Origin of the sequence: Nocardioides albertanoniae (assembly GCF_006716315.1) — a bacterium.
Taxonomy (GTDB): Bacteria; Actinomycetota; Actinomycetes; order Propionibacteriales; family Nocardioidaceae; genus Nocardioides; species Nocardioides albertanoniae.
The window spans coordinates 1,216,460-1,240,234 of sequence record NZ_VFOV01000001.1; the positions used below are offsets into that span (position 1 = coordinate 1,216,460).

Genomic DNA, 23,775 nt, shown 5'->3' on the forward strand with positions numbered 1-23,775 from the left:
GGCCCCGCAAGATCACTCGGCCCTACATGAGCCGCTAAGGTTCCGAGCATGAGCGAGCGACAGCGAGCGACAGCAGACCTCAGGCCGGCGCCTCCGTATTCTTCTCCGTTCGCGACGGAGGGGCCGGCATGAGCGCCGGACTCTTCGCGCTCCTCGATGACGTTGCCGCCATCGCCAAGCTCGCTGCCGCATCGGTCGACGACGTCGGTGCCGCGGCGGGCAAGGCATCAGCGAAGGCGGCGGGCGTCGTCATCGACGACACCGCGGTGACTCCGCAGTACGTCCAGGGCATCGCCGCCGAGCGCGAGGTGCCGATCATCAAGAAGATCGCCATCGGGTCGCTGCGCAACAAGCTGCTGATCATCTTGCCGGTGGCTCTGATCCTCGCGCAGTGGGCGCCGTGGGCGATCACCCCGATCCTGATGCTCGGCGGCGGCTTCCTCGCCTTCGAGGGCGTGGAGAAGGTGCTCGAGTGGGTCCGGCCGCACGACGCGACCGCCGACAAGCCCGTCGTCGAGGAGGGGCCCGAGTCCGAGAAGACCATGATCTCCGGCGCTGTACGCACCGACCTGATCCTCTCCACCGAGATCATGGTGATCGCGCTCAACGAGGTCATCGACCAGGGCTTCTGGATGAGGTTCGGCGCCCTGGTGGCGGTCGCCATCCTGATCACCATCGCCGTCTACGGCGTCGTCGCGCTGATCGTGAAGATGGACGATGCCGGCCTGGCGCTCGCCCAGCGTTCGGGTGCCTTCGCCCAGCGACTGGGCCGGAGCATGGTCGCGGCCATGCCGAAGGTGCTCGCGGTGATCTCGGTCGTCGGCACGATCGCGATGCTCTGGGTCGGCGGACACCTGATCCTGGTCGGCCTGCACGACATCAACGGCCTCGCCGCCGGCCACCCCGGCTGGCCCTGGCCCTACGAGACAGTCCACCACATCGAGGAGAAGGTCGCGCACGCGCTCGGTCCGGTCGGCGCGGCCGCCGGCTGGGTGGTCAACACCTTCTTCTCCGCGGTGGTCGGTCTCATCGTCGGCGCGATCGTCGTCGGCGTGCTCCACCTGCTGCCGTTCGGCAAGAAGCACTGACCCGAGCACCGAGCCGAGTACTGAGCCTGGCCGGCCCGTCAGGGCTCAGCTCGTGGGTTCGCTCTCCAGCTCCTCGCCCGGCGAGGTGGCCCGGCGGGTGCCGAGACGCCCGAAGGCATCGCGCACGGAGCGGGTCAGCCCGCCCATCCTGATCCGCGCGCGCTCGGCGAAGGATGCCTCGGCCCTGATCTGGTTCATCTTCTTCAGCGTCAGCTCGCGGAAGGCGTTCATGTCGATCCGGCCCGGGTCCCACTTGCCCGTGGTGCTGGTCTCCTTGTGGCCGCGCACGGTGCGCACACTGTTGTGGGTCACCTTCAGCGACAGCACGGCGCAGAGCTTGGCGTAGGTCTGGTACTGCCGGGTGTCCCAGCCCTGCTTCCCGTCGTTCATCGCCTCGATGCCGATGTAGAGCGCGTTGCCGTCGCCGGCGGCGACCGTGCCCGACGACTTCGCCCGGCCGGCGTGGTTGGCCCGTCCGCTGGCGAGCACGAAGACGACCCCGCCACGGGAGAGCGCGAGGTGGGCCAGGGGAGCGGGAAGGTCGGCGCGCCCCTCCTTCGCCAGCCATTCGGCGTACGCGGTGTCGTCGGCGGTGTCGCCGAGGCGGTCGTAGCTCCCGGTGTGGTGGCACAGGACGCCGACCGGTTTGAACTCGCCCGTCGACGCCGGCCGGCCACGGGTGCGCCAGCCCGGGATCTCGATGACCTCGATCCCGTGGTTGCGCAAGATCGCGGGCAGGTTGTCGGGCAGTCGCCGATAGGTCATGGCTGTCCTCACGTGGTGGGGGCACGGGTGGAGAAGCACGCTACTTGCTGGGCTCATGGCTGCGAAGAGTCGTAATTCGGCAATGCGTTGGTTTGCAGCTCTGCGGATCCACTGAGGATTAACTCTCCCGCCAACTTCGGCTTGTACGCTGAACGCAACCTGCGTGGGAGATCCCGCTGGTGCGCAGATGCGCGACGCAGGCTCGCAATACTTCGGTAAGGAAAAACCATGGACTACAAGGTTGCCGACCTGAGCCTGGCCGAGTTCGGCCGCAAGGAGCTCTCCCTCGCCGAGCACGAGATGCCGGGCCTGATGGCCATGCGCGAGCGCTATGGCAAGGACAAGCCGCTCAAGGGCGCCCGCATCGCCGGCTCGCTGCACATGACGATCCAGACCGGTGTCCTCATCGAGACGCTGACCGCGCTGGGCGCCGACGTCCGCTGGGCCACCTGCAACATCTTCTCCACCCAGGACCACGCCGCCGCGGCCGTCGTCGTCGGCACCGGCACCCCCGAGGCGCCCAACGGCACCCCGGTCTTCGCCTGGAAGGGCGAGACGCTGGCGGAGTACTGGGACGAGGCCGAGAAGGTCTTCGACTTCACCGACGAGGCCGGCAACAAGGTCGGCCCCAACATGCTGCTCGACGACGGCGGTGACATCACGCTGCTCGTCCACAAGGGCGTCGAGTTCGAGAAGGCCGGCTCGGTGCCGGGCCAGGACTCCACCGACAACGAGGAGTTCAAGGAGGTCCTCCGGGTCCTCGACCGCTCGCTGAAGAACGACCCGCAGCACTGGACCAACATCGCCAACGGCATCAAGGGCGTCACGGAGGAGACCACCACCGGTGTGCTCCGCCTCTACGACCGGTTCAAGGAGGGCTCGCTCCTCTTCCCGGCGATCAACGTCAACGACTCGGTCACCAAGTCGAAGTTCGACAACAAGTACGGCTGCCGCCACTCGCTCGTCGACGGCATCAACCGCGCCACCGACGTGATGATCGGCGGCAAGGTCGCGGTCGTGTGCGGCTACGGTGACGTCGGCAAGGGCTCGGCGGAGTCGCTGCGCGGCCAGGGCGCTCGCGTCATCATCACCGAGATCGACCCGATCTGCGCGCTGCAGGCCGCGATGGACGGCTACGAGGTGCGCAAGCTCGAGTCGGTCGTCGAGTACGCCGACATCTTCATCACCACGACGGGCAACTTCGACATCATCCGGGTCGAGCACTTCGAGAAGATGAAGAACCAGGCAATCGTCGGCAACATCGGTCACTTCGACAACGAGATCGACATCGCCGGTCTCTCGAAGATCCCGGGCATCGTCAAGGACGAGATCAAGCCGCAGGTCCACCAGTGGATCTTTGAGGACGGCAAGAAGGTCATCGTGCTCTCCGAGGGCCGCCTGCTCAACCTGGGCAACGCCACCGGTCACCCGAGCTTCGTGATGTCGAACTCGTTCACCAACCAGACGCTGGCCCAGATCGAGCTCTTCACCAAGACGGACGAGTACCCGATCGGCGTCTACGTGCTGCCCAAGCACCTCGACGAGGAGGTGGCCCGCCTCCACCTCGACGCCATCGGCGTCGAGCTCACCGAGCTCAACCAGGCCCAGGCCGACTACCTCGGTGTCCCGGTCGAGGGTCCTTACAAGTCGGACCACTACCGCTACTGAGCCCAACCCCAGCCGAGTCGGCTCGTCCTGACCGAAAACCCCGCCGAGTCGGCGCGTTCTAACGCGCCGACTCGGCGGGGGATCGGGTCAGAACGAGCCGACTCGCCGGTTGTGGGTGGGCTTGTGTGACGTGTCGAACACCACTGGTGACAGAATCGGACGTATGGCCGATCGCAGCACTTCCGACCAGCCCGCCAAGGGAAAGGTCCTCGTCGTCGACGACGACGCCTCGCTGAGCGAGATGCTCGCGATCGTGCTGCGCCAAGAAGGCTTCGAGTCGAGGCTCGTCACCCGTGGTGACCTGGCGTTCAACGCGTTCCAGGACTACAAGCCCGACGTCGTGCTGCTCGACCTGATGCTCCCCGGGATGGACGGCATCGAGGTGTGCAAGCAGATCCGCAAGGAGTCCGGCGTGCCGATCGTGATGCTCACGGCGAAGGGCGACACGGTCGACGTGGTCGTCGGTCTGGAGTCCGGTGCCGACGACTACGTCGTCAAGCCGTTCAAGCCCAAGGAGCTGATCGCCAGGATCCGGGCCCGGGTGCGCAGGCACGACGACGCGTTGCCCGAGGTGCTGGAGATCGGCGACCTGACCATCGACGTCGCCGGCCACCAGGTCGTGCGTGCGGGTGAGCAGATCCAGCTCACGCCGTTGGAGTTCGACCTGCTCGAGTGCCTCGCCCGCAAGCCTCACCAGGTCTTCTCCCGCGAGGTGCTGCTCGAGCAGGTGTGGGGCTACCGTCACGCCGCCGACACCAGGCTGGTCAACGTGCACGTGCAGCGGCTGCGCTCGAAGGTCGAGCACGACCCGGAGAACCCCGAGATCGTCGTCACCGTGCGCGGCGTCGGCTACAAGGCAGGGCCCGTGTGACGCTCGAGCAGGTCGTCCGCGGCGTACGCCGGACACCGAAACGACTCCTCACGACCTGGCGCCGGTCGATCCAGACGCGCGTGGTCGTCTACACCGTGCTGCTCACCGCGGGCGCGGTGAGCCTGGTCGGGCTGATCCTCCTGGAGCAGATCGGCGACCAGATGGTCGAGGACCGCGTCGCGGCCGCGAAGGGGGAGGCAGCCGAGGAGCTGAGCGCGGCCCGGACGAGCATCGTCGACACCTCCGGCGCCAACGGCGGCACCCCTCTGCAGCGCAACGACCTGGGTGACCCGATCATCCAGCGCAGCGTCTCGCGCGGCTACGGGGTGGTGATGGCCGGGCCGGTCACGCCCAGGTCGGGGCGGATCAGCGACAACGGCGTCGAGTGGACACCCGGCCTCGACGTACGCAGCGTCCCTCGTGACCTCGAGGACCGGTTCCAGTCGATCCGGGCCGAGCCCGCCTGGACCTACACCCGCATCGCCTACGACGACGGCGAGCGGTCCTCCACGCCCGGCATCGTGATCGGGTCGCAGCTGGAGCTGCACGACGACACGTACAACATCTACTTCCTCTTCCCGATGGATCAGGAGCAGGAGACGCTCGGCGTGATCACCCGCGGGCTGCTGGCCGCCGGCGCGATCCTGATCCTGCTGATCGGCTTCGGCAGCTGGGTCGTGACCCGCCATGTCGTGACCCCGATCCGCATCGCGCGCCGCACCGCTGAGCGCCTCGCCGCGGGTCGCCTCGAGGAGCGGATGGTCGTGCACGGGGAGGACGACCTCACCGGCCTGGCGCTCTCCTTCAACCAGATGGCCAGCGGCCTGCAGAACCAGATCCGCCAGCTCGAGCATCTCTCCCGCATCCAGCGACGGTTCAGCTCCGACGTCTCCCACGAGCTGCGTACGCCGCTCACCACCGTGCGCATGGCCAGTGACGTCCTCCACGAGGCCCGCGAGACCTTCGACGCGCCGACGGCTCGGGCCGCCGAGCTGCTGCAGACCGAGCTCGACCGGTTCGAGACGCTCCTGAGCGACCTGCTCGAGATCAGTCGCTTCGACGCCGGAGCTGCCGTGCTCGACCTCTACGACACCGATCTGACCGCCCTGGCCCATGCCGTCGTGGAGGCCTACACGCCGCTGGCCGAGAAGCGCGACATCGAGCTGACGGTCATCGCCCCGAGCCATCCGTGCGTCGCGCAGGTCGATCACCGACGGGTCGAGCGGATCGTGCGCAACCTGGTCGCCAACGCCACCGACCACGCTCTCGTCGGCCAGAGCGTCACGGTCAGTGTCGACAGCGACGACCATGCCGCCGCGCTCACGGTGCGCGACCACGGTGTCGGGCTCGCGCCCGGGGAGACCGCTCTGGTCTTCAACCGGTTCTGGCGGGCAGACCCCGCCCGCGACCGCTCGAGCGGCGGCACCGGCCTCGGCCTGTCGATCTCGCTCGAGGACGCGCATCTCCACGGCGGCTGGCTGCAGGCATGGGGGCGCCCCGACCAGGGTGCGCAGTTCCGCCTGACCTTGCCGCGTCATGCCGGGGTGGCGCTGCGCCACAGCCCGCTCCCGCTCGTACCCGTAGACGCCCGAGACACCTTGGGGGCACCGTGAGATCCGCGCTCGCCGCGATCCTGACCGTGGTCGCGCTCTTCGCCTCGGCCTGCTCGAGCGTTCCCGACTCGGGCCCGGTCAAGCGCGTCGACCTGGCCGCACCGGACTCGCAGGACGAGGTCATCCCCTACAACCCGGGCGCTCCGCGCGCGGGCGCGTCCCCGGGCGAGATCGTCGACGGCTTCCTCGACGCGATGAAGGCGACCCCGATGAGCACGTCCTTCGCCCGCCGCTACCTCACCAAGGAGGCGGCGCTGAAGTGGACCCCGTCGGGTCGCACGCTGGTCTACGGCGAGCTCGGCTCCCACGTCGGCTCCTCGCCGCGGGTCTCGGTCGAGCTCGAGGACGCCGGCTGGCTCGACGACCGTGGTGTGTGGCGGGGAGCCCTGGCCAGCTCCCAGGCGATCCTCGACTTCGGGCTGACCCGTACCGACGGCGAGTGGCGGATCAGTTCGGCCCCGGACGCGCTGGTGATCGAGGAGGACTGGTTCCTGGCTCACTATGCGCGCAGCAACCTCTACTACGTCGAGCCGGCCGGGCAGACCCTGGTTCCCGAGCCGATCTTCGCGCCCAAGGGCTCGGCCTACGCCAGCACCCTGGTCACCAGCCTGCTCAGCGGCCCGGGGGAGGAGGAGCAGGGCGTGATCCGCAGCGCCCTCCCGGCGAACGCGGAGGAGCCGAGGTCGGTGAACGTACGCGACGGGGTCGCCGAGGTCGATCTGGCCGGTGACCTGGGCGAGCACGACACCGAGGAGCTTCGGCTCATGGGTGCCCAGCTGGCCTGGACGCTGCGCCAGGACACCAGTGTGAGGAGCATCAGGCTCACGATCGACGGCGAGCCTGTGGTGATCCCGGGCTGGAGCGAGACCTTCAGCGTCCAGAACGGCGGAGGCTACGACCCCAACGGCACCTCGGCCAGGGTCGATCTCTATGCGTTGCGCGGTGGCGCGCTGGTGACCAGCACCGGCGAGGACGACGACCCGTGGGTGCCGGTGCTCGGTGGCTGGTCACGCTCCCACGGGGTGACCGACGTGGCCGTCGACGCCGACGCCTCGAGAGCCGCCGCGATCACGGCCGACCGCACCGGCGTCATCGTCGGCGGGCTGAGCAGCGACGCCGACCTCAGCTCGGCTCCGGTGACCGGCACCCGGCTGCTCCGGCCCACCTGGGACCTCGCCGGCCGACTGTGGCTGATCGACAAGTCACCGACCGGCGCCCGGGTCATGTACGTCGACGGCGACCGCCTCGTGCGCGTCGCGGTGCCTGGCGTGACGGGGGAGAACGTGACCCGGTTCCTGGTCTCGCGCGACGGCACCCGGCTCGTCGCGGCGATCGGTGGAGACACCCCTGACCGCATCGTCGTGAGCCGGCTGCGGGCCACCTCGAAGGGCGAGATCACCAACGCCACCTCGGCGGTCCTGCTGCCACACCCAGACGCCGCGACGATGCACGTCACCGACATCGCCTGGACCTCCCCGACCACGATCGTCGCGGTGCAGCAGATCGGCTCGACGGCGCTGTTCCAGTCGGTCTCGCTCGACGGTGCCCCCAGTGGGGAGCGCTACACGCTCAGCGACCGGGTCACCGGTGTCGTGGGCTCGCCGGTGCTCTCCGCCCGGCTCTACGCCATCTCCGGCTGGACGCTCCTGGACCCCCTCGACCGCTTCGACCTGGCCCTGCCCTCCGATCTCTCCGACGTCACCTACCAGGGCTGACGCGCGAGCTGTCCACAGACTTATCCACAGCTTCGCCGCACCTGGTTGCCCGGCCGGTGGCGCGCTGGTCGAATCGGGCTATGACGAACCGTCTCGGGCTCCGCGCCCTCGAGCTCGCCGACGCCTGGCACGACCTGGTCGTCGGCGGCAGCTGCATCGGCTGTCGGCGGCCCGGCCGTCTGCTCTGCCGCGAATGTCGTGCGGCGCTACCGACCCAGGCCCGGTCGCGGCCGCCGGCGCCGGCCCCGACCGGCATCGTCCCGGTCTTCGCCGCCGGACCCTACGAGGGCCTGCTCAAGGAGCTGGTCATCGGCCTCAAGGAGCATCAGCTCCTCGCGCTCCGTACGCCGCTGGCCGGCCTGCTCGCGCTGTCGGTGCTCGAGGCGATGGTCGCGACCGGCGGTGACCCCAGTGGCGACCCCGACGCCACCACGATCCTCGTGCCCGTCCCGTCGAGGCCGGCCTCCGTCCGCGAGCGCGGGCTCGACAGCACCTCGGCGATCACCCGTGGTGCGGCCGCGCTCCTGAGACGGCAAGGGGTCGGCGTACGCCATCATCGGCTGCTGCGCACCAGGCCAGGTGTCGCGGACCAGGCCGGGCTCGACTTCAGGCAGCGGCAGGCCAACCTCGACGGTTCGATCACCTGCCCGGCGTCCGGCATCCGGACACTCGCCCGAACGACTCCGCGAGCCGGATTCATCGTGTGCGACGACGTGATCACGACCGGTGCGACGGCGCGGGACGCTCAGCGAGCGCTGGAATCGGCCGGACTCCGTGTGAAGGGCATCGCGACCGTAGCGGCCACCCAACGTCGGTCTCGCGTTCAAACCGAGGAAACCATCATGTAATTCTCGAGAAGCCCTTTCCTGGGGCACGGCGGCGAACTACCGTCACTACATGGAGTCCGCCTGGGTCCGTGGTTGCGTCGCAGAGAAGTCCGCAGTGCGGGCATCCGAGCGGCAAGCCGATGCCAGTCGCAGGCGAAGCGGTCCACGTAACCCTAGAGATAGGGGATCACGGTGCGGCTTAGAGGTAAGTCCTGCCCATGTCTTCCCGTCAGATACGGGAGCCGGCACGGAGAAGGTGGAGTGGCACCAAGCCGCAAAGCCTCAGCAGGCGGTTGTGGGGTCGAAGACCAGGTCGGCCAGGCGGACTCCTTGTCCCGGAGGTCACATGCGCTGACCATCCGGGATTCCGCCATCCCCCAAGACACCGGGAGGTACCCATGGAAGTTGTCGTCACGGCCCGCAACGCCGAGGTCTCAGATCGCTACCGCGCTCACGTAGCCGAGAAGCTCGCGAAGCTCGAGAAGCATGACCACCGCATCATCCGGATCAACGTGGAGGTCGACAACGAGCCCAACCCGCGCCAGCACAAGGGCGCGGTGCACGTCGAGCTGACCGCACACTCGAAGGGCCCGGTCGTCCGGGCCGAGGCGTGTGCCGAAGACAAGATGGGGGCGCTGGACCTGGCCGTTGACAAGATGGCTTCCCAGATGCGCCGCGCTGCCGACCGCCGCAGGGTTCACCGCGGCCGTCGCACGCCGGTGTCCGTGGGGCAGGCGCTGGCGGGCATCGAGCCCGACGGCCTGGCATCCGAGTCGGACAACGACGACTACGCGGACGACACGGTGCGCGAGCACCAGGTCGGCCCGATCACGGTGACGGGGGAGGGGCCGTTGGTGGTGCGCGAGAAGACGCATGCCGCCGAGCCGATGACGCTCGACCAGGCGCTCTACGAGATGGAGCTGGTCGGGCACGACTTCTACCTCTATGTCGACAAGGACTCGACGAGGCCCTCGGTCGTCTACCGCAGGAAGGGATACGACTACGGCGTGATCGCGCTCGACCGCACGGATCTCGTCTGACGTCGACCTGAACCACGCCGGCCGGGACTTCCCCATCCCTTTCGATGGGGGAGTCCCGGTCATTCCCTGTCCATACAGGGGATACGTGCCATGATGCATTCGTGTCATCTACTTCTGGTCCCGATCGTGAGCCGATCCGTGTCTTGGTCGTCGACGACCAGGAGCTCTTCCGACGCGGTCTGGTCGCGCTGCTCGCCAGCGAGGACGGCATCGAGGTCATCGGTGAGGCGACCAACGGCATCGAGGGCACCGAGCGCGCGGCAGCTGCCGCTCCCGACGTCGTGCTGCTCGACGTACGGATGCCGAAGCAGACGGGTCTGGAGGCCTGCGTCGCCATCAAGGAGGCCGTCCCCTCGGCCAACATCATCATGCTGACGGTCTCCGACGAGGAGGCCGATCTCTACGACGCGGTCAAGGCCGGCGCGATGGGCTATCTCCTCAAGGACTCCTCGATCGACCAGGTCGCGCAGGCGATCCGGGTGGTCGCCGACGGTCAGTCCCTGATCAGCCCCGCCATGGCGGTCAAGCTGATGGAGGAGTTCAAGCAGATGTCGGCTCCCGACCGCTCCCCGGTGCCCGGCCCCAAGCTCACCGACCGCGAGCTCGAGGTGCTCGGTCTGGTCGCCAAGGGCCTCAACAACCGCGAGATCGCCAAGCGGCTGTTCATCTCGGAGAACACGGTCAAGAACCACGTACGCAACATCCTGGAGAAGCTCCAGGCCCACTCGCGCATGGAGGCGGTCATGTACGCCGTGCGCCAGAAGCTGCTCAACGTGGACTGACCCCGGCGGGTCCGCTAGGCTCGCCGCCAGCGTCGCGTGCCGGTGACAGACCGTGTCAGGCATGGAGGCGCCGGACACGAAGGAGATCGACATGATGATGTCGTCCCCTTCGCCCTCGCGTGACTGAGGGCGAGAAGACCAGGCTGATCGCCTGGAGCAACGAGATGCGCAGCGTGCACGAGAGACTGCGCAAGGCCCTGCGGGTGACGCAGGAGGCCATCGCCGCCGGTGACCCGGCCAAGCCGGCAGCCCGTGACCTGCTGCTGTTCTGCCACGGGTTCTGCGCGGCCCTGACGGGTCACCACGAAGGCGAGGACCGGGAGCTCTTCCCGGCGATCGCCGCCGCTCATCCCGAGCTGCGTGACACGATCCGGCAGCTCGAGCAGGACCACTCCATGATCGGCCACCTCCTCGGCGGCCTCGAGGCCGCGGTCGGCCGGGCCGACACCGCCGAGGCTCTCGGGAAGCACCTCGAGGGCATCGCCGCGATCATGGAGTCCCATTTCCGCTTCGAGGAGCGCAAGCTGCTCAACGTGCTCGACTCGCTCGAGCTGGACGCGGACGTGGGCAAGGTCTTCGGCCCGCTGTGAGCCCAGGGCCGGCTGCTGATCTGACTGACCGGTCAGTCAGATCAGCAGCACCCGTCCGCGGTCGTGCCGCCTTCGGTCTCGTGGCGGAGCGAGGCGACCGTCCGGCGGGCGTCGTTCCAGGCGATCCACGCCGTACGCAGCCGAGGGGGCGGCGCCAGGTCACCCCGGCGCCGCTCCCGGAGCCGGTCACATAGCCAGGCCGGTGCGTCGGCCTGCTCGATCGCCGCTGTCTTGGTGAGCAGTCGGCCGTGCTCGACCGCGTGCCGGCCACGGGCCATCGCGGTCAGGCTCAGCTCGGCGATCTCGGACTCGAGGATCCACCGTTCACCCACGGTGGGCGAGGAAACGAGGTCCAACTCCGGGTGGCTACACCTGGGATGCGCCTATCACGCCGAAAGTGGGCGAAATGGGCTCGTCCGCTGGTGTTCTGGCGGCCACCTTTGCCCACTCTCTGCGCGCCAGGTCGGGCGGTGCGCGATACGGTCGCGCGATGGATATGAACGCCTACCAGCAAGCGGCGTTGCGGACCGCGGCGCCGAAGGACAAGCAAAACGAGGTGTTCCATCTGCTGCTCGGTCTGGTCGGGGAGACGGGCGAGATCGCGGAGAAGGCGAAGAAGATCGTCCGGGACCGCGACAGCGACTTTGCGCAGTGGGATCGGGAGGACCTGGCCAAGGAGCTCGGTGACACGCTTTGGTACGTCGCGGTTCTCGCCGACCACTTCGAGCTCCCGCTCGACGACATCGCTGAGCTCAACATCAAGAAGCTCGCCGACAGGCAGGCGCGCGGCGCGATCGGTGGGCGCGGCGACAACCGCTGAGCGAGTTGGAGGCCACGAACGGTTCTGGCCATGACCATGACACGCCGAGACCAGCGTGCCGCACCCCAAACAGCGTGACCTTGTGGCCGCCGGCCGACAGGTGGCCGGTGAGCATATCGTCCAGTGAGCAGAGGCGGACGGCGATCGTCCGGAATCGGCTCTAGAGTCGGCGGCGTGCAGTCGCCCAACTCTCAAAAGCTCAGCACGTCCCAGGCCCGCCGGATCGCGCTGGCGGCGCAGGGGTTCGCGGACAAGCCCCACACCGCCCCCACGATGCGTACGTTCCAGCGCACCCTGGAGCGCACCGGGGTCCTGCAGGTCGACAGTGTCAACGTCTTGCAGCGGGCGCACTACATGCCGCTCTACAGCCGGATGGGGGCCTACGACACCGGTCTGTTGCACCGGGCGAGCAAGGGGCGGCGAGACCGCAGGATGGTGGAGTACTGGGCCCACGTGCAGGCCTACATGCCGGTCGAGCTGTGGCCGCACATGCAGTGGCGGATGGACCACTACCGCGCGACCAGGGGTTCGAAGTGGTGGGGGAGCGTGCCCGAGGGCATGAAGGAGAAGGTGCTCGCGCTGGTGGCCGAGCAGGGCGCGATGACCGCCCGTGAGGCGGCCAAGCACCTCGACGACGCCGGCCCGCAGACCAAGGACCACTGGGGCTGGAACTGGTCCGACTCCCGCAAGACCCTCGACATCCTCTACATGTTCGGCGAGCTGGCCATCGCCGGCCGCAACGACCAGTTCGAGGTCTCCTACGACCTCCCTGAGCGCGTCATCCCGCAGATCCACCTCGATGCTCCGACGCCCTCGAAGGAAGAGGCCCACCTCGAGCTCGTACGCCGCGCCGCAAGGTCCCACGGGGTCGGCACCGCCAAGGACGTCGCCGACTACTTCCGGATGCGTGTGGACGACACGACGCACGCGCTGAACCAGCTCATCGACGCCGGCGAGGTCGAGCCGGTCATGGTCGAGGGCATCCGCAAGCAGGCGTACCTCTTCTCCGGGTCGCGGCTCCCGCGCCGCATCACCGCCCGTGCGCTGCTGAGCCCGTTCGACCCGCTGGTGTGGGAGCGCGAGCGCACCGAGGCCCTCTTCGACTTCTTCTACCGGATCGAGATCTACACCCCCGCACCGAAGCGCATCCACGGCTACTACGTGCTCCCGTTCCTCCTCGGTGAGCACATCGTGGGCCGGGTCGACCTGAAGGCCGACCGCAGGAGCGGAACGCTCCAGGTCAAGGGCGCCTACGCCGAGCCCGGTGCCCCCGCGGAGACACCCGAGGAGCTGGCCGCCGAGCTCGAGCGACTCGCCGGCTGGCTGGGCATGGACGCGATCGAGGTCGACCCCAAGGGAGACCTGGCCGCACCCCTCGCTGCCGCGGTGATCGGTTGAGCCGGAGAAGTTGAGACAGAGTTGTTGCCGGTCGTGGTGTGATCAGGCGACCGCCAGGTGGGTAGAGTGACCGTGCTACCCAGTCTGCAGCTAGTAGGAGCCCGCCACCGTGGCAATTCTCGACAAGATCCTTCGCCTCGGCGAAGGCAAGATCCTTCGTGAGCTCGAGGCGATCTCAAAGGCCGTCAACGCGATCGAGGACGACTTCGTCGCGATGAGCGATGACGAGCTGCGCGCGATGACCGACGAGTTCAAGCAACGCCTGGAGAAGGGCGAAGACCTCGACGACATCATGGCCGAGGCGTTCGCCACGGTTCGCGAGGTCACCAAGCGGGTCCTGGGCCAGCGTCACTACGACGTCCAGATCCAGGGCGGCGCCGCGCTGCACCTCGGCAACATCGCCGAGATGAAGACCGGTGAGGGCAAGACCCAGACCGCGGTGCTCCCGGCCTACCTCAACGCGTTGGCCGGCAAGGGCGTCCACGTGGTCACGGTCAACGACTACCTGGCCAAGTTCCAGGCCGAGATGATGGGCCGCATCTTCGGCTTCCTCGGCCTCACCGTCGGCGTGATCCTGCCGCAGATGACCCCGGCGCAGCGCCGCGAGGCCTACAACTGCGACATCACCTACGGCACCAACAACGAGCTCGGCTTCGACTACCTGCGCGACAACATGGCCTCCTCGATGGAGGAGCTGGTGCAGCGCGGTCACTTCTTCGCGATCGTCGACGAGGTCGACTCGATCCTGATCGACGAGGCGCGTACGCCGCTGATCATCTCGGGTCCGACCGAGGACGACGTGAAGTGGTACGACGAGTTCTCCACGATCGCCGCGACCATGGACGGCATCGACGTGACCGGCTGGACCGACGCGACCCGCCGGGAGAACTACCTCGAGGTCGCACGTTCCGACTACGAGGTCGACCGGAAGAAGCGGACGATCGCCGTCCTCGAGCGCGGCATCACCAAGGTGGAGGACCACCTCGGCATCGAGAACCTCTACGAGGCCGTCAACACGCCGCTGATCTCGTTCATGAACAACTCGATCAAGGCCAAGGAGCTCTTCCGCCGCGACAAGGAGTACGTCGTCACAGGCGACGAGGTCCTGATCGTCGACGAGCACACAGGCCGCATGCTCGCCGGCCGCCGCTACAACGACGGCCTCCACCAGGCGATCGAGGCCAAGGAGGGTGTGAAGGTCCGCGAGGAGTACCAGACCCTGGCGAGCATTACCCTGCAGAACTACTTCCGCCTCTACGAGAAGCTCTCCGGCATGACCGGTACGGCGATGACCGAGGAGTCGGAGTTCGACAAGATCTACAAGCTCGGCGTGGTCCCGATCCCGACCAACAAGCCGATGATCCGCGAGGACCAGGCCGACCTCGTCTACCGCACCGAGGTGGCGAAGTACGACGCCGTCGCCGACGACCTCGTCGAGCGCCACAAGAAGGGCCAGCCGGTGCTGGTCGGCACGGTCTCGGTGGAGAAGTCCGAATACCTCGGCAGCATCCTCAAGAAGCGCGGCGTCCCGCACACCGTCCTCAACGCGAAGTACCACGCCGACGAGGCCAAGATCGTCGCGCTGGCCGGCCACAAGGGCGCGGTCACGGTCGCCACCAACATGGCCGGTCGAGGCACCGACATCATGCTCGGTGGTTCGGTCGACTTCCTCGCCGACCAGGAGCTGCGCAAGCAGGGCCTCGAGCCTGCGGGGGAGACCGCCGAGGCGTACGAGCAGGCCTGGGCGCCGACCGTCGAGCGGATCAAGGCGCAGGTCGCCGCCGAGCACGAGGAGGTCACCGAGCTGGGTGGTCTCTACGTCCTCGGCACCGAGCGCCACGAGTCGCGACGCATCGACAACCAGCTGCGCGGTCGTTCGGGCCGTCAGGGTGACCCGGGCGAGTCCCGCTTCTACCTGTCCCTGGAGGACGACCTGATGCGCCTGTTCAAGGGCGAGTGGGTCGACCGCATCCTGACCACGCTGAAGATCCCCGACGACGTGCCGATCGAGGCCAAGTCGGTGACCAAGTCGATCGCCAACGCGCAGACCCAGGTCGAGGGCCAGAACTTCGAGTCCCGCAAGAACGTCCTCAAGTACGACGACGTGATGGACCGGCAGCGCAAGGTGATCTACGCCGAGCGCCGCGAGGTGCTCGAGGGCGCCGACCTCGAGGAGCAGATCCGCGAGTTCATCGACGACGTCGTCACCGGTGTCGTCACCGGAGCGACCCAGGACTACGCCGAGGAGTGGGACCTCGACCAGCTCTGGACCGACCTCAAGCAGATGTGGCCGGTCTCGGTCGAGCCGAAGACGCTGATCGCGAACGCCGGTGGTCACAAGGACGACCTCGACCGCCAGGAGCTCATCGAGGTCCTCAAGAAGGACGCCCAGGAAGCCTACGACGCTCGCGAGGCCGAGATCGGCGCCGAGGGCATGCGAGAGGTGGAGCGCCAGGTCGTGCTCTCGGTGCTCGACCGCAAGTGGCGCGAGCACCTCTATGAGATGGACTACCTGCGTGAGGGCATCGGGCTGCGGGCCTACTCCCAGCGCGACCCGCTGGTGGAATACCAGCGCGAGGGCTTCGACATGTTCACCGCAATGATGGACGGCATCAAGGAAGCCGCGGTGGGCTACCTGTTCAACCTGGAGGTCCAGGTCGAACAAGAGGAGCCGGAGTTCCACTACCACCCCGACGGCACCCGTCACGCCGGTCCGATGCACGAAGGCGCGCTCGCCGAGCCGCCGGTCGGCGTCGGTCAGGCCGGCGGCCTCGGCGACATCTCCGCCGCGTTGAAGGCCCAGGGTGCCGGTGCGCCGGCATCGAGCCCGGGCGCGCCGCAGATCCGCGCCAAGGGCCTGCAGCGGCCGACCGCGCCCAAGCACCTGGCCTTCTCCGGCCCCGACGAGCAGGGCCAGGCCGAGGCGCAGAACGACACCGTCACCAACGCCGACGACCCGTACGCCAAGGTCGGCCGCAACGAGGCCTGCCCCTGCGGCTCCGGCAAGAAGTTCAAGCAGTGCCACGGCCGCCCCGGCGGCCCGACCGGCCTCACCACCCGCGTCAACGGCTGAGGATCCCTCAGCGACCAACCAGTGGAGCGCTGCACGCACAAGGTGCGTGCAGCGCTCTTCTGGTCGTGCTCGGGCCGACGGCCCGCCCGCGGGTCAGTCGTAGAGCCCGAAGTTGAGCACCGTGCAGATCCAGTTGGCGCCTCTGCGCTCGAAGCGGAGCGCGAGGGCCCGGAAGCCGTCGCCGAACTGGACCGTCACGTTGGCCTCCCCGATGTCGTCGGAGACCTTGTAGACGTGCGAGCGCTGGACTCGTGGGCGGAGCGGCTGGTTGCGGCCGGTGCCCGGGTCGTACGCTCCTGAGCGCGCCGTGAGGCTGGCGCGGTACCTCAGCTCGGAGGAGACGTCCTTGGTCGTCCACCGCACGAGCTGGCTCGCCGGGCGGTCGCCGCCGACGACCTCGGCTGCCATCTGGGCGAACCTCGGCACCCAGGAGTCGAGCCGGTCGGCGGGAGCGATGGGGATCGGTGGCGCCACGGCGTCGTCTCCCGAGTCCTCGCCGGGTGGACGGGGTGGTTCGAGGCGTGGCTGGAGGTAGAAGGCGAACGTGCCCTGCACATCGGCCAGCGGCACCTGCTCCGGTGCCTGGTCGGATGCCTTGTCAGATGCCTTGCCAGATGCCTGGTCGGATGCTTTGCCAGGCGACCGGGGTCTGCCCGGTTCTCTTGCGGGATCTGGTTCCCGAGACGGTTGAGCGCTCATAGGAGCGAACTCCTTTCTTCACGGTCGACCTCCTCTTACCCGGATTTTTGGTTTCTAAACCATCGGGTAACAAAAAGGTTCCAGTGTGGCGAAAGGAGACGCGAGTGACTGGTGGGTCCTAGGTCGCCTGGTCGTCGTAGGGCGGCATCTCACCGGCCAGGAGGGGCTTCGGGGCCCTGGCAACGGCCTCCTCCTGCTCGATCTCGGCGAGAGCCTCCTGGATCTGCTTGCTCACGATGCGGCGGGGGTCGAGGTCGCGCAGCTCGAGGTCCTGGTAGGCGGGCCCGAGCTCGCCGCGTAGGTCGTCGCGCGCGTTGTTGGCCATATTGCGCACCTGGTGGAGCACGCGGGCGATCTGACGCGCCATCTCAGGGATCTTGTCCGGTCCGAAGACCAGGATGGCGATCACGACGATGACCGCGAGCTCTCCGAAGCCGATGCCGAACACGGAGGTGAACCTACAGGGTCACAGCTTGGAGGTGGGCGTGAGGCCCAGCTGCATGCCCGCGAGGCCGCGTCCGCGGCCCGAGATCGTACGCGCCACCTCGGCCAGCACCTTGGCCGACTCGGCAGTCGGGTCGGCCTCCACGATCGGCTTGCCGGCGTCGCCGGACTCGCGCAGCGTCTGCTCCAGCGGCACCTGAGCCAGCAGCGGAACCTTCGAGCCGAAGCGCTGGGAGAGCGTGTCGGCGACGCGCTGGCCACCGCCGGAGCCGAAGACCTCCATCTTGGTGCCGTCGGGCAGCGCCAGCCAGGACATGTTCTCGACGACGCCGACGACGCGCTGGTGCATCATCTCGGCCATCGTGCCGGCCCGCTCGGCCACCTCGGCGGCAGCCTCCTGCGGCGTGGTGACCACGACGATCTCGGCGTTGGGCAGGTGCTGGCCGAGCGAGATCGCCACGTCGCCGGTGCCCGGGGGCAGGTCGAGGAGCAGCGCGTCGAGGTCGCCCCAGTAGACGTCGGAGAGCATCTGGACCAGGGCCCGGTCGAGCATCGGTCCGCGCCAGGCGACCACCTGGTCACGGCGCGGCTTGAGCATGCCGATCGAGATCACCGAGACGCCGGACGCGGTCGGCACCGGCATGATCAGGTCGTCGACCTGGGTCGGCCGGGAGTCGGCGACACCCAGCATCGCGGGCACCGAGTGGCCGTAGATGTCGGCGTCGACGATGCCGACCTTGAGGCCCTGCTGGGCCAGCGCGACGGCCAGGTTGACCGTCACCGACGACTTGCCGACACCGCCCTTGCCCGACGCGATCGCGAAGACCTTGGTCAGCGAGCCCGGCTGGGCGAACGGGATCTCCCGCTGCGCCTGACCGCCGGTGAGCGACTCGCGCATCTCCGTACGCTGCTCGTTGGTCATCACGCCGAGCTCGAGGTTGACGCCGGTGACGCCGTCGACCGACTCAAGCGCCGAGGTGGTGTCGCGGTTGATCGTGTCCTTGAGCGGACAGCCCGCGACGGTCAGCAGGACCTTGACGCTGACGACGCCGGCGTCGTCGATCGCGACCGAGTCGACCATGCCGAGCTCGGTGATGGGGCGTTTGATCTCCGGGTCCTGGACGGTCGCCAGAGCTGCGTTGACACGGTCGAGAAGCGGGCTACTCACAAGAAACAACCCTACGACGTGCGTGGGAAGTCTCCAGCATCGCCCGATGGCTGGTCGATCGATCCACGGTGGCGGTCGCGCTCGTCGAGCTCCTCGAGGAGGAGCCGGAGCTCGGAGCGGAGATAGTCGCGGGTGGCGACCTCACCGAGCGCCATCCGGAGCGAAGCGGTCTCCCGGGCGAGGAACTCCATGTCGGCCTTGGACTGCGAGGCGATCCTGCGGTCCTGCTCGGCGATCACCCGGTCGCGGTCCTCCTGACGGTTCTGCGCGAGCAGGATCAGGGGCGCCGCGTAGGAGGCCTGCAGGCTCAGTGCGAGGGTCAGGAAGATGAACGGGAACTCGTCGAAGCGCCAGGTGAGCGGAGCGATCGTGTTCCAGCCGACCCAGACGACCACGACCAGGGTCATCCAGGCGATGAACCGGGCGGTGCCCATGTAGCGGGCGAACGCCTCGGCGAAGGAACCGAAGGCGTCGGCCCGGAACGTGGGCCGCTTGACCAGGGGGTTGCGCAGCTCGCGGGGAGTGTCGAGGCGGGCGCGCGCTCCACGTGCTTCAGCCACGGCGAGCCCCTTCCGACCCGATCACCTTGTTGGGCCGGGTGTCGGGCCGTGTGTCCGGGCGAGGCTCGGTGGGTGACTCCTGGCGCGCGAGGTTCTCGCGCCAGTTCTCCGGGAGCAGGTGGTCGAGCAGGTCGTCGACGGTGACGGCGCCGGCCAGGTGCCCGTTCTCGTCGACGACGGGCGCAGCCACCAGGTTGTACGTCGCCAGGTGAGCCGCCACCTGCTCGGTGCTGTCTTCGGGGCGCAGCGGCTCCAGGGAGTCGTCGAGGGCACCCGCGACCAGTGTGGACGGTGGCTCGCGCAGCAGCCGCTGGATGTGGGCGATACCGAGGAACTTGCCGGTCGGCGTCTCCAGCGGTGGGCGGCAGACGTAGACGAGGGCGGCCTCGGCGGAGGAGATGTCGGGGTTGCGCACGAGTGCGAGCGCGTCGGCGATGGTCGCGTCCGGGCCGACGATGACCGGCTCGGGGGTCATCATCGAGCCGGCCGTGTCCTCCTCGTAGGACATCAGCCGGATGACGTCCTTGGCGTCCTCGGGACGCATCAGGTCGAGCAGGAGGGTCGCAGTCTCCTCGGGCAGCTCGGCGATGAGGTCGGCCGCGTCGTCGGGAGACATCTCCTCGAGCACGTCGGCGGCCCGCTCGGAGTCGAGGGCACCGACGATGGCGACCTGGTCGTCCTCGGGCAGCTCCTCGAGCACCTCGGCCAGCCGCTCGTCGTCGAGCGCTGTGACGACCTGGCGCTGCCGCTCGGGCGGCAGTTCGTGGATCATCGTGGCGGCGTCGGCGGGCCGCATGTCGTGGATCGCCTGGACCAGGTGGGTCGCGGCCTGGGTGGGGGAGCGGCGGGCGAGGCCCTCGGCGTCGTTCCACTCGACCACGTGCGTCTGGCCGCGGCGGCGCAGGCCCTTGGCCGGCTCCTGGACGGCCACCCGGGAGAGCAGCCAGTCGCGGTTGCGCGCCTGCTCCATCCCGATGTCGTAGACGGTGCCGGCGACGCCCGTCGGCCGGATCGTGACCTGCCGGTCGAACATCTGGCCGATCACCAGGGTCTCCGTCGAGCGCTGCTGGAAGCGGCGCATGTTGAGCAGGCCGGTGGTGTAGACCTGCCCCGAGTCGATGCTGGTCACCCGGGTCATCGGCACGAAGATGCGTCGGCGCCCGAAGACCTCGACCACCAGGCCCAGCACGCGTGGCTGCCGGGCGTCGGACCTGACGGTGACGACGAGGTCACGCACCTTGCCGACCTGCTCGCCGAGCGGGTCGAAGATCGGCAGGCCGACCAGGCGGGCCGCGTACACGCGGTTGGGTGAGGTGCTCACGCCTCCACCTCCCGGTTCACTCCCTGTCGCTCGCTCACCGGGCCAACGTTATGACATGCGTGCCAGCGCGACGCTTCGACGCTCACACGAAGGCGCGGAACATGAATCGATGATCTATCCGAACCGCGCCCTCGAAGGCGACGATCCCGCTCGGGACTGTGTTACAAAAGTGAATTACGTGGCCAGTGTGACCGGTCGCCTCCGCAGCGAAAGGGACCTGAACCGATGCGTACGCACCCTCATGTCATCTCCTTCGGGCGCCGGCTGGCCACGTCACTGATCACCACAGGTCTCTGCCTCGGTCTGGCCGGCGGCGCGCTCGTGGCGGTGAGCGCCTCGACGAGCACCACCACCGCAGACCTGGAGACCGTCGCCTATTCGCCGCCGAGATATCGGATGGTCCAGGCCAACATCAAGGCGGCCATGCCCACGGGCAGGTTCAAGAAGGACGTGAAGAAGGTCGTCTCGATGTCGCCCGACTTCATCACCTACAACGAGGTGAACGGCCGCCGCGGCGGGGCGCTCGCGCCGGGGCGCTACCAGGTGTGGCGCAAGGGCGGCAGCCCTTACAAGGCCGCGACGGCGGTCGCCTGGGACGGCAAGAAGTGGTCGGCGAAGTCGCGGGGCGTCCATCAGATCAGCAACAAGCGAGGCAAGGCTCCCGGGCAGCGACTGCACTGGGGGATCAGGTACGCCAACTGGGTGACTCTCGAGAACCGGGCGACCGGGCGCGACGTCTCGGTGATCGCTGCCCACTTCGCACCGAAGTCCAAGCGCTACGGTGACCTCATCCGCCCCTCGGCGCGGGCGCTGAACGCGCTGGTCAAGAAGCTGGGCAAGAAGGGGCCGGTGCTCGTCGGCGGCGACCTGAACGTGCAGTACGACGGCTCGCGCTATCCCCGCAAGATCTTCTCCGCCAAGCATCTCGTCGCAAGCTACGACGTCACTGAGAAGGCACCGGTGACCCATGGTCGCGACTCGACGATCGACTACGTCCTGGCCCGCGGGATCGGCCGCTTCGCCACCGGCAACCAGCGCGCGATCGCGCTCAGGTCCGACCACAACGCGCTCGCCGTCGACTTCTCGCCGCTGCCGCTGGCCTCCACCTCGGGCTCGAGCCGGGCCCGGTTCGGGCGCGGTGTCGTGGTCACCGACCCGGGGATGAGCAGGGCCGAGGAGCAGAGCGTGCTGCGTACGGTCCTGAAGGCGGTCAACAGCGCCCGGCGCGGCGAGGTCGTCCACCTGGCCAGCCGTGTGCTCACCAACGCTCGGGTGGTCAAGGCGCTCAAGCGGGCCAAGGCACGCGGCGCTCGGGTGCAGGTCGTCACCGCAGAGCGCTCCACGACCTCCCAGATGCGGTCGCTGCAGCGGGTGCTCGGCAAGGACGTCGACAAGGCGAGCTGGGCCGTGACGAGACCGGCCGGCTATGACCGGGCCGGCCTGCGGGCCTCGGTGCTGCTGGTCAGCCGGGCCGGTGCCACCCCGCGCTTCAGCTTCAGCACCAGCACCCAGATGTCGGGCCTGGCAGGGTCGGGCAAGCGGTCCGGATATCTCAGCGTCAGCAGCACGACGTACGACAAGCTTCTCGGGCCGTTCCGTTCAGCCGCTGGGCGCCGGGGCTAGCACCCGCGCGGGCGGGCTAAGGTCTTTCCGCACAGGGCCGCGTGCGGCAGTGTGGGATTCCTCACCGGGCGCTTCCGGTTACTGATTGGTAACCTGCCGCTGTGACACGTCATGGTGGTCCCGACAGGCTCGACCACCGAGAGTAGGAGAAGAGCATGGGTCGCCTTGCCGAGACCGAAGGTCTCACCGACATCCAGGAAGAGATCCTGAAGACCGTCCGCCAGTTCGTGGACGAGAAGGTCATTCCGGTGGCCCAGGAGCTGGAGCACGCCGACGAATACCCGACCGAGATCGTCGAGGGCCTCAAGGAGCTCGGCATCTTCGGCCTGATGATCCCCGAGGAGTACGGCGGCCTGGGTGAGTCGCTGCTGACGTACGCGCTGTGCGTCGAGGAGATCGCCCGCGGCTGGATGTCGGTCTCCGGTGTCATCAATACCCACTTCATCGTCGCCTACATGCTGATGAAGCACGGCACCGAGGAGCAGAAGCAGCACTACCTGCCCAAGATGGCCACCGGTGAGGTGCGCGGCGCCTTCTCGATGTCCGAGCCTGGCCTCGGCTCCGACGTGAGTGCCGTGTCGACGAAGGCGACCAAGCTCGACGACGGCTCCTACGAGATCACCGGCCAGAAGATGTGGCTGACCAACGGTGGCTCCTCCACGCTCGTCGCGGTGCTGACCAAGACCGACGAGGGTGCCGACTCGGTCTACAAGAACATGACCACCTTCCTGGTCGAGAAGAAGCCCGGCTTCGGCGAGACCGCGCAGGGTGTCACGGTGCCCGGCAAGATCGACAAGATGGGCTACAAGGGCATCGACACGACCGAGATGATCTTCGAGGGTCACAAGATCTCGGCCGACCAGATCCTCGGCGGTGCCCCGGGCAAGGGCTTCTCCCAGATGATGGACGGTGTCGAGGTCGGCCGCGTCAACGTCGCCGCCCGCGCCTGCGGTCTCGCGATCCGCGGCTTCGAGCTCGGCATCGCCTACTCCCAGCAGCGTCACACCTTCGGCAAGAAGATCGCCGACCACCAGGCGATCCTGTTCCGTCTCGCCGAGATGGGCACCAAGGTCGAGGTCTCCCACAACATGATGGTCCGCGCCGCGCGCCTCAAGGACACCGGCAAGCGGATGGACGTCGAGGCCGGCATGGCCAAGATGGTCGCCTCGGAGTACGCCAACGAGGTCGTCGAGGACTCCTTCCGCATCCACGGCGGCTACGGCTACTCCAAGGAGTACGAGATCGAGCGGATCATGCGCGAGGTCAAGTTCATGCTGATCGGTGAGGGCACCTCCGACATCCAGAAGATGATCATCGGGCGCAGCCTCCTCAAGGACTACAAGAGCTGAACCAGAGGGCCGGTCCGGCCCGAACCGCGGCTGTGGGCGACGAAAGCGATCTTTCGTCGCCCACAGCTGCGTCAGCGACATGAAATCGGGGGAAACGGCGGGCGCCGTCGCGTAGGTTGGTTGTTGCCCAGCACCGCTACGTAGGGGGACACGATGACGAACGACGATCTCAAGGCGAAGATGCGCGAGGCCCTCGAGAAGAAGAAGGACCACGAGCACACGCACGCCGAGGCCGCCGACGCCAAGGAGAAGGCGCACGGGTCCGAGGTCGTCGGTGGTGCGCCGAAGATGCACCGTCGCAAGGCCGGTGGCGGCGGGTCCTGATTCGGCCATATGCTGAGCTGAATTTTCGCCGACCCGA

General features: G+C 68.1%; 22 protein-coding genes. 15 read left to right on the top strand and 7 right to left on the bottom strand.

Features of this window, described 5'->3' with window-relative positions; all coding sequences use genetic code 11:
* Positions 1 to 128: 128 nt before the first annotated feature.
* A complete protein-coding gene (locus FB381_RS05835) occupies positions 129 to 1,088 on the top strand; it encodes a DUF808 domain-containing protein (protein ID WP_141779416.1) in 960 nt (319 codons plus the stop codon).
* 45 nt (positions 1,089 to 1,133) lie between these two features.
* Here the strand turns inward: FB381_RS05835 and FB381_RS05840 are convergent, their stop codons facing one another.
* Positions 1,134 to 1,853, bottom strand: a complete 720-nt coding sequence (locus FB381_RS05840; protein ID WP_170225066.1) for a peptidoglycan recognition protein family protein — start codon at positions 1,851 to 1,853, stop codon at positions 1,134 to 1,136.
* Between the two features lie 228 nt (positions 1,854 to 2,081).
* Here FB381_RS05840 and ahcY point away from each other — a divergent pair, with 228 nt between their 5' ends.
* The 8 genes from ahcY (at position 2,082) to FB381_RS05880 (ending at position 10,959) form a co-directional block, all read left to right on the top strand.
* Positions 2,082 to 3,521, top strand: a complete 1,440-nt coding sequence (gene ahcY, locus FB381_RS05845) for an adenosylhomocysteinase (protein WP_141779418.1) — start codon at positions 2,082 to 2,084, stop codon at positions 3,519 to 3,521.
* 163 nt (positions 3,522 to 3,684) lie between these two features.
* On the top strand, positions 3,685 to 4,392 hold the full coding sequence (gene mtrA, locus FB381_RS05850) for an MtrAB system response regulator MtrA (RefSeq protein ID WP_141779419.1): 708 nt from the start codon (positions 3,685 to 3,687) through the stop codon (positions 4,390 to 4,392).
* Positions 4,389 to 6,005: an MtrAB system histidine kinase MtrB gene (gene mtrB, locus FB381_RS05855; RefSeq protein ID WP_141779420.1), complete on the top strand. Its 1,617-nt coding sequence runs from the start codon at positions 4,389 to 4,391 to the stop codon at positions 6,003 to 6,005. Before mtrA ends, mtrB begins: the two co-directional genes overlap by 4 nt.
* On the top strand, positions 6,002 to 7,720 hold the full coding sequence (locus tag FB381_RS05860) for an LpqB family beta-propeller domain-containing protein (RefSeq protein WP_170225067.1): 1,719 nt from the start codon (positions 6,002 to 6,004) through the stop codon (positions 7,718 to 7,720). Before mtrB ends, FB381_RS05860 begins: the two co-directional genes overlap by 4 nt.
* An 80-nt stretch (positions 7,721 to 7,800) precedes the next feature.
* Entirely contained in the window at positions 7,801 to 8,568 is a 768-nt protein-coding gene (locus FB381_RS05865; RefSeq protein ID WP_141779422.1) for a ComF family protein, read from the top strand.
* A gap of 377 nt (positions 8,569 to 8,945) precedes the next feature.
* A complete protein-coding gene (hpf, locus tag FB381_RS05870; protein WP_141779423.1) occupies positions 8,946 to 9,587 on the top strand; it encodes a ribosome hibernation-promoting factor, HPF/YfiA family in 642 nt (213 codons plus the stop codon).
* A gap of 101 nt (positions 9,588 to 9,688) precedes the next feature.
* On the top strand, positions 9,689 to 10,369 hold the full coding sequence (locus FB381_RS05875) for a response regulator (RefSeq protein ID WP_211352331.1): 681 nt from the start codon (positions 9,689 to 9,691) through the stop codon (positions 10,367 to 10,369).
* 119 nt (positions 10,370 to 10,488) lie between these two features.
* Positions 10,489 to 10,959 (top strand): hemerythrin domain-containing protein, encoded by a 471-nt coding sequence (locus FB381_RS05880; protein ID WP_141779425.1) that lies wholly within the window; start codon positions 10,489 to 10,491, stop codon positions 10,957 to 10,959.
* Between the two features lie 41 nt (positions 10,960 to 11,000).
* On the opposite strand, the gene FB381_RS05885 is transcribed toward FB381_RS05880, so the two are convergent.
* Entirely contained in the window at positions 11,001 to 11,291 is a 291-nt protein-coding gene (locus tag FB381_RS05885) for a hypothetical protein (protein WP_211352332.1), read from the bottom strand.
* 158 nt (positions 11,292 to 11,449) lie between these two features.
* Here FB381_RS05885 and FB381_RS05890 point away from each other — a divergent pair, with 158 nt between their 5' ends.
* The 3 genes from FB381_RS05890 to secA all read left to right on the top strand — a co-directional run bounded on the left by FB381_RS05890 (position 11,450) and on the right by secA (position 16,250).
* On the top strand, positions 11,450 to 11,779 hold the full coding sequence (locus tag FB381_RS05890; RefSeq protein ID WP_141779426.1) for a nucleoside triphosphate pyrophosphohydrolase family protein: 330 nt from the start codon (positions 11,450 to 11,452) through the stop codon (positions 11,777 to 11,779).
* Positions 11,780 to 11,953: 174 nt separating this feature from the next.
* A complete protein-coding gene (locus FB381_RS05895; RefSeq protein ID WP_141779427.1) occupies positions 11,954 to 13,177 on the top strand; it encodes a winged helix-turn-helix domain-containing protein in 1,224 nt (407 codons plus the stop codon).
* Between the two features lie 109 nt (positions 13,178 to 13,286).
* Positions 13,287 to 16,250, top strand: coding sequence for a preprotein translocase subunit SecA (gene secA, locus FB381_RS05900; RefSeq protein WP_141779428.1), 2,964 nt, complete (start codon positions 13,287 to 13,289; stop codon positions 16,248 to 16,250).
* A 93-nt stretch (positions 16,251 to 16,343) separates the two neighbouring features.
* Here the strand turns inward: secA and FB381_RS05905 are convergent, their stop codons facing one another.
* The 5 genes from FB381_RS05905 to FB381_RS05925 all read right to left on the bottom strand — a co-directional run bounded on the left by FB381_RS05905 (position 16,344) and on the right by FB381_RS05925 (position 20,442).
* Positions 16,344 to 16,820, bottom strand: a complete 477-nt coding sequence (locus FB381_RS05905) for an Rv3235 family protein (protein ID WP_141779429.1) — start codon at positions 16,818 to 16,820, stop codon at positions 16,344 to 16,346.
* A gap of 247 nt (positions 16,821 to 17,067) precedes the next feature.
* Positions 17,068 to 17,397 carry a sec-independent translocase gene (locus FB381_RS05910; RefSeq protein WP_141779430.1) on the bottom strand — a complete coding sequence of 110 codons (330 nt, stop codon included), beginning with the start codon at positions 17,395 to 17,397 and terminating at the stop codon, positions 17,068 to 17,070.
* Positions 17,398 to 17,415: 18 nt separating this feature from the next.
* Entirely contained in the window at positions 17,416 to 18,561 is a 1,146-nt protein-coding gene (locus tag FB381_RS05915) for an Mrp/NBP35 family ATP-binding protein (RefSeq protein ID WP_141779431.1), read from the bottom strand.
* Positions 18,562 to 18,572: 11 nt separating this feature from the next.
* Entirely contained in the window at positions 18,573 to 19,121 is a 549-nt protein-coding gene (locus FB381_RS05920) for a DUF1003 domain-containing protein (protein WP_141779432.1), read from the bottom strand.
* Positions 19,114 to 20,442: a magnesium transporter MgtE N-terminal domain-containing protein gene (locus FB381_RS05925; protein WP_141779433.1), complete on the bottom strand. Its 1,329-nt coding sequence runs from the start codon at positions 20,440 to 20,442 to the stop codon at positions 19,114 to 19,116. Before FB381_RS05925 ends, FB381_RS05920 begins: the two co-directional genes overlap by 8 nt.
* A gap of 225 nt (positions 20,443 to 20,667) precedes the next feature.
* Between FB381_RS05925 and FB381_RS05930 the strand changes: the two genes are divergently transcribed.
* The 3 genes from FB381_RS05930 to FB381_RS23820 all read left to right on the top strand — a co-directional run bounded on the left by FB381_RS05930 (position 20,668) and on the right by FB381_RS23820 (position 23,738).
* Positions 20,668 to 22,065, top strand: a complete 1,398-nt coding sequence (locus FB381_RS05930) for an endonuclease/exonuclease/phosphatase family protein (RefSeq protein ID WP_141779434.1) — start codon at positions 20,668 to 20,670, stop codon at positions 22,063 to 22,065.
* 155 nt (positions 22,066 to 22,220) lie between these two features.
* Positions 22,221 to 23,414, top strand: coding sequence for an acyl-CoA dehydrogenase family protein (locus FB381_RS05935; protein WP_141779435.1), 1,194 nt, complete (start codon positions 22,221 to 22,223; stop codon positions 23,412 to 23,414).
* A 153-nt stretch (positions 23,415 to 23,567) separates the two neighbouring features.
* On the top strand, positions 23,568 to 23,738 hold the full coding sequence (locus tag FB381_RS23820; RefSeq protein WP_170225068.1) for a DUF5302 domain-containing protein: 171 nt from the start codon (positions 23,568 to 23,570) through the stop codon (positions 23,736 to 23,738).
* Positions 23,739 to 23,775: the final 37 nt, after the last annotated feature.

Coding starts and splice junctions, on each gene's coding strand:
- mtrA (WP_141779419.1), top strand. CDS start 3,685: ATGGCCGATCGCAGCACTTCCGACCAGCCCGCCAAGGGAAAGGTCCTC.
- FB381_RS05935 (WP_141779435.1), top strand. CDS start 22,221: ATGGGTCGCCTTGCCGAGACCGAAGGTCTCACCGACATCCAGGAAGAG.
- FB381_RS05840 (WP_170225066.1), bottom strand. CDS start 1,853: ATGACCTATCGGCGACTGCCCGACAACCTGCCCGCGATCTTGCGCAAC.
- FB381_RS05865 (WP_141779422.1), top strand. CDS start 7,801: ATGACGAACCGTCTCGGGCTCCGCGCCCTCGAGCTCGCCGACGCCTGG.
- FB381_RS05890 (WP_141779426.1), top strand. CDS start 11,450: ATGGATATGAACGCCTACCAGCAAGCGGCGTTGCGGACCGCGGCGCCG.
- FB381_RS23820 (WP_170225068.1), top strand. CDS start 23,568: ATGACGAACGACGATCTCAAGGCGAAGATGCGCGAGGCCCTCGAGAAG.
- hpf (WP_141779423.1), top strand. CDS start 8,946: ATGGAAGTTGTCGTCACGGCCCGCAACGCCGAGGTCTCAGATCGCTAC.
- FB381_RS05835 (WP_141779416.1), top strand. CDS start 129: ATGAGCGCCGGACTCTTCGCGCTCCTCGATGACGTTGCCGCCATCGCC.
- ahcY (WP_141779418.1), top strand. CDS start 2,082: ATGGACTACAAGGTTGCCGACCTGAGCCTGGCCGAGTTCGGCCGCAAG.
- FB381_RS05930 (WP_141779434.1), top strand. CDS start 20,668: ATGCGTACGCACCCTCATGTCATCTCCTTCGGGCGCCGGCTGGCCACG.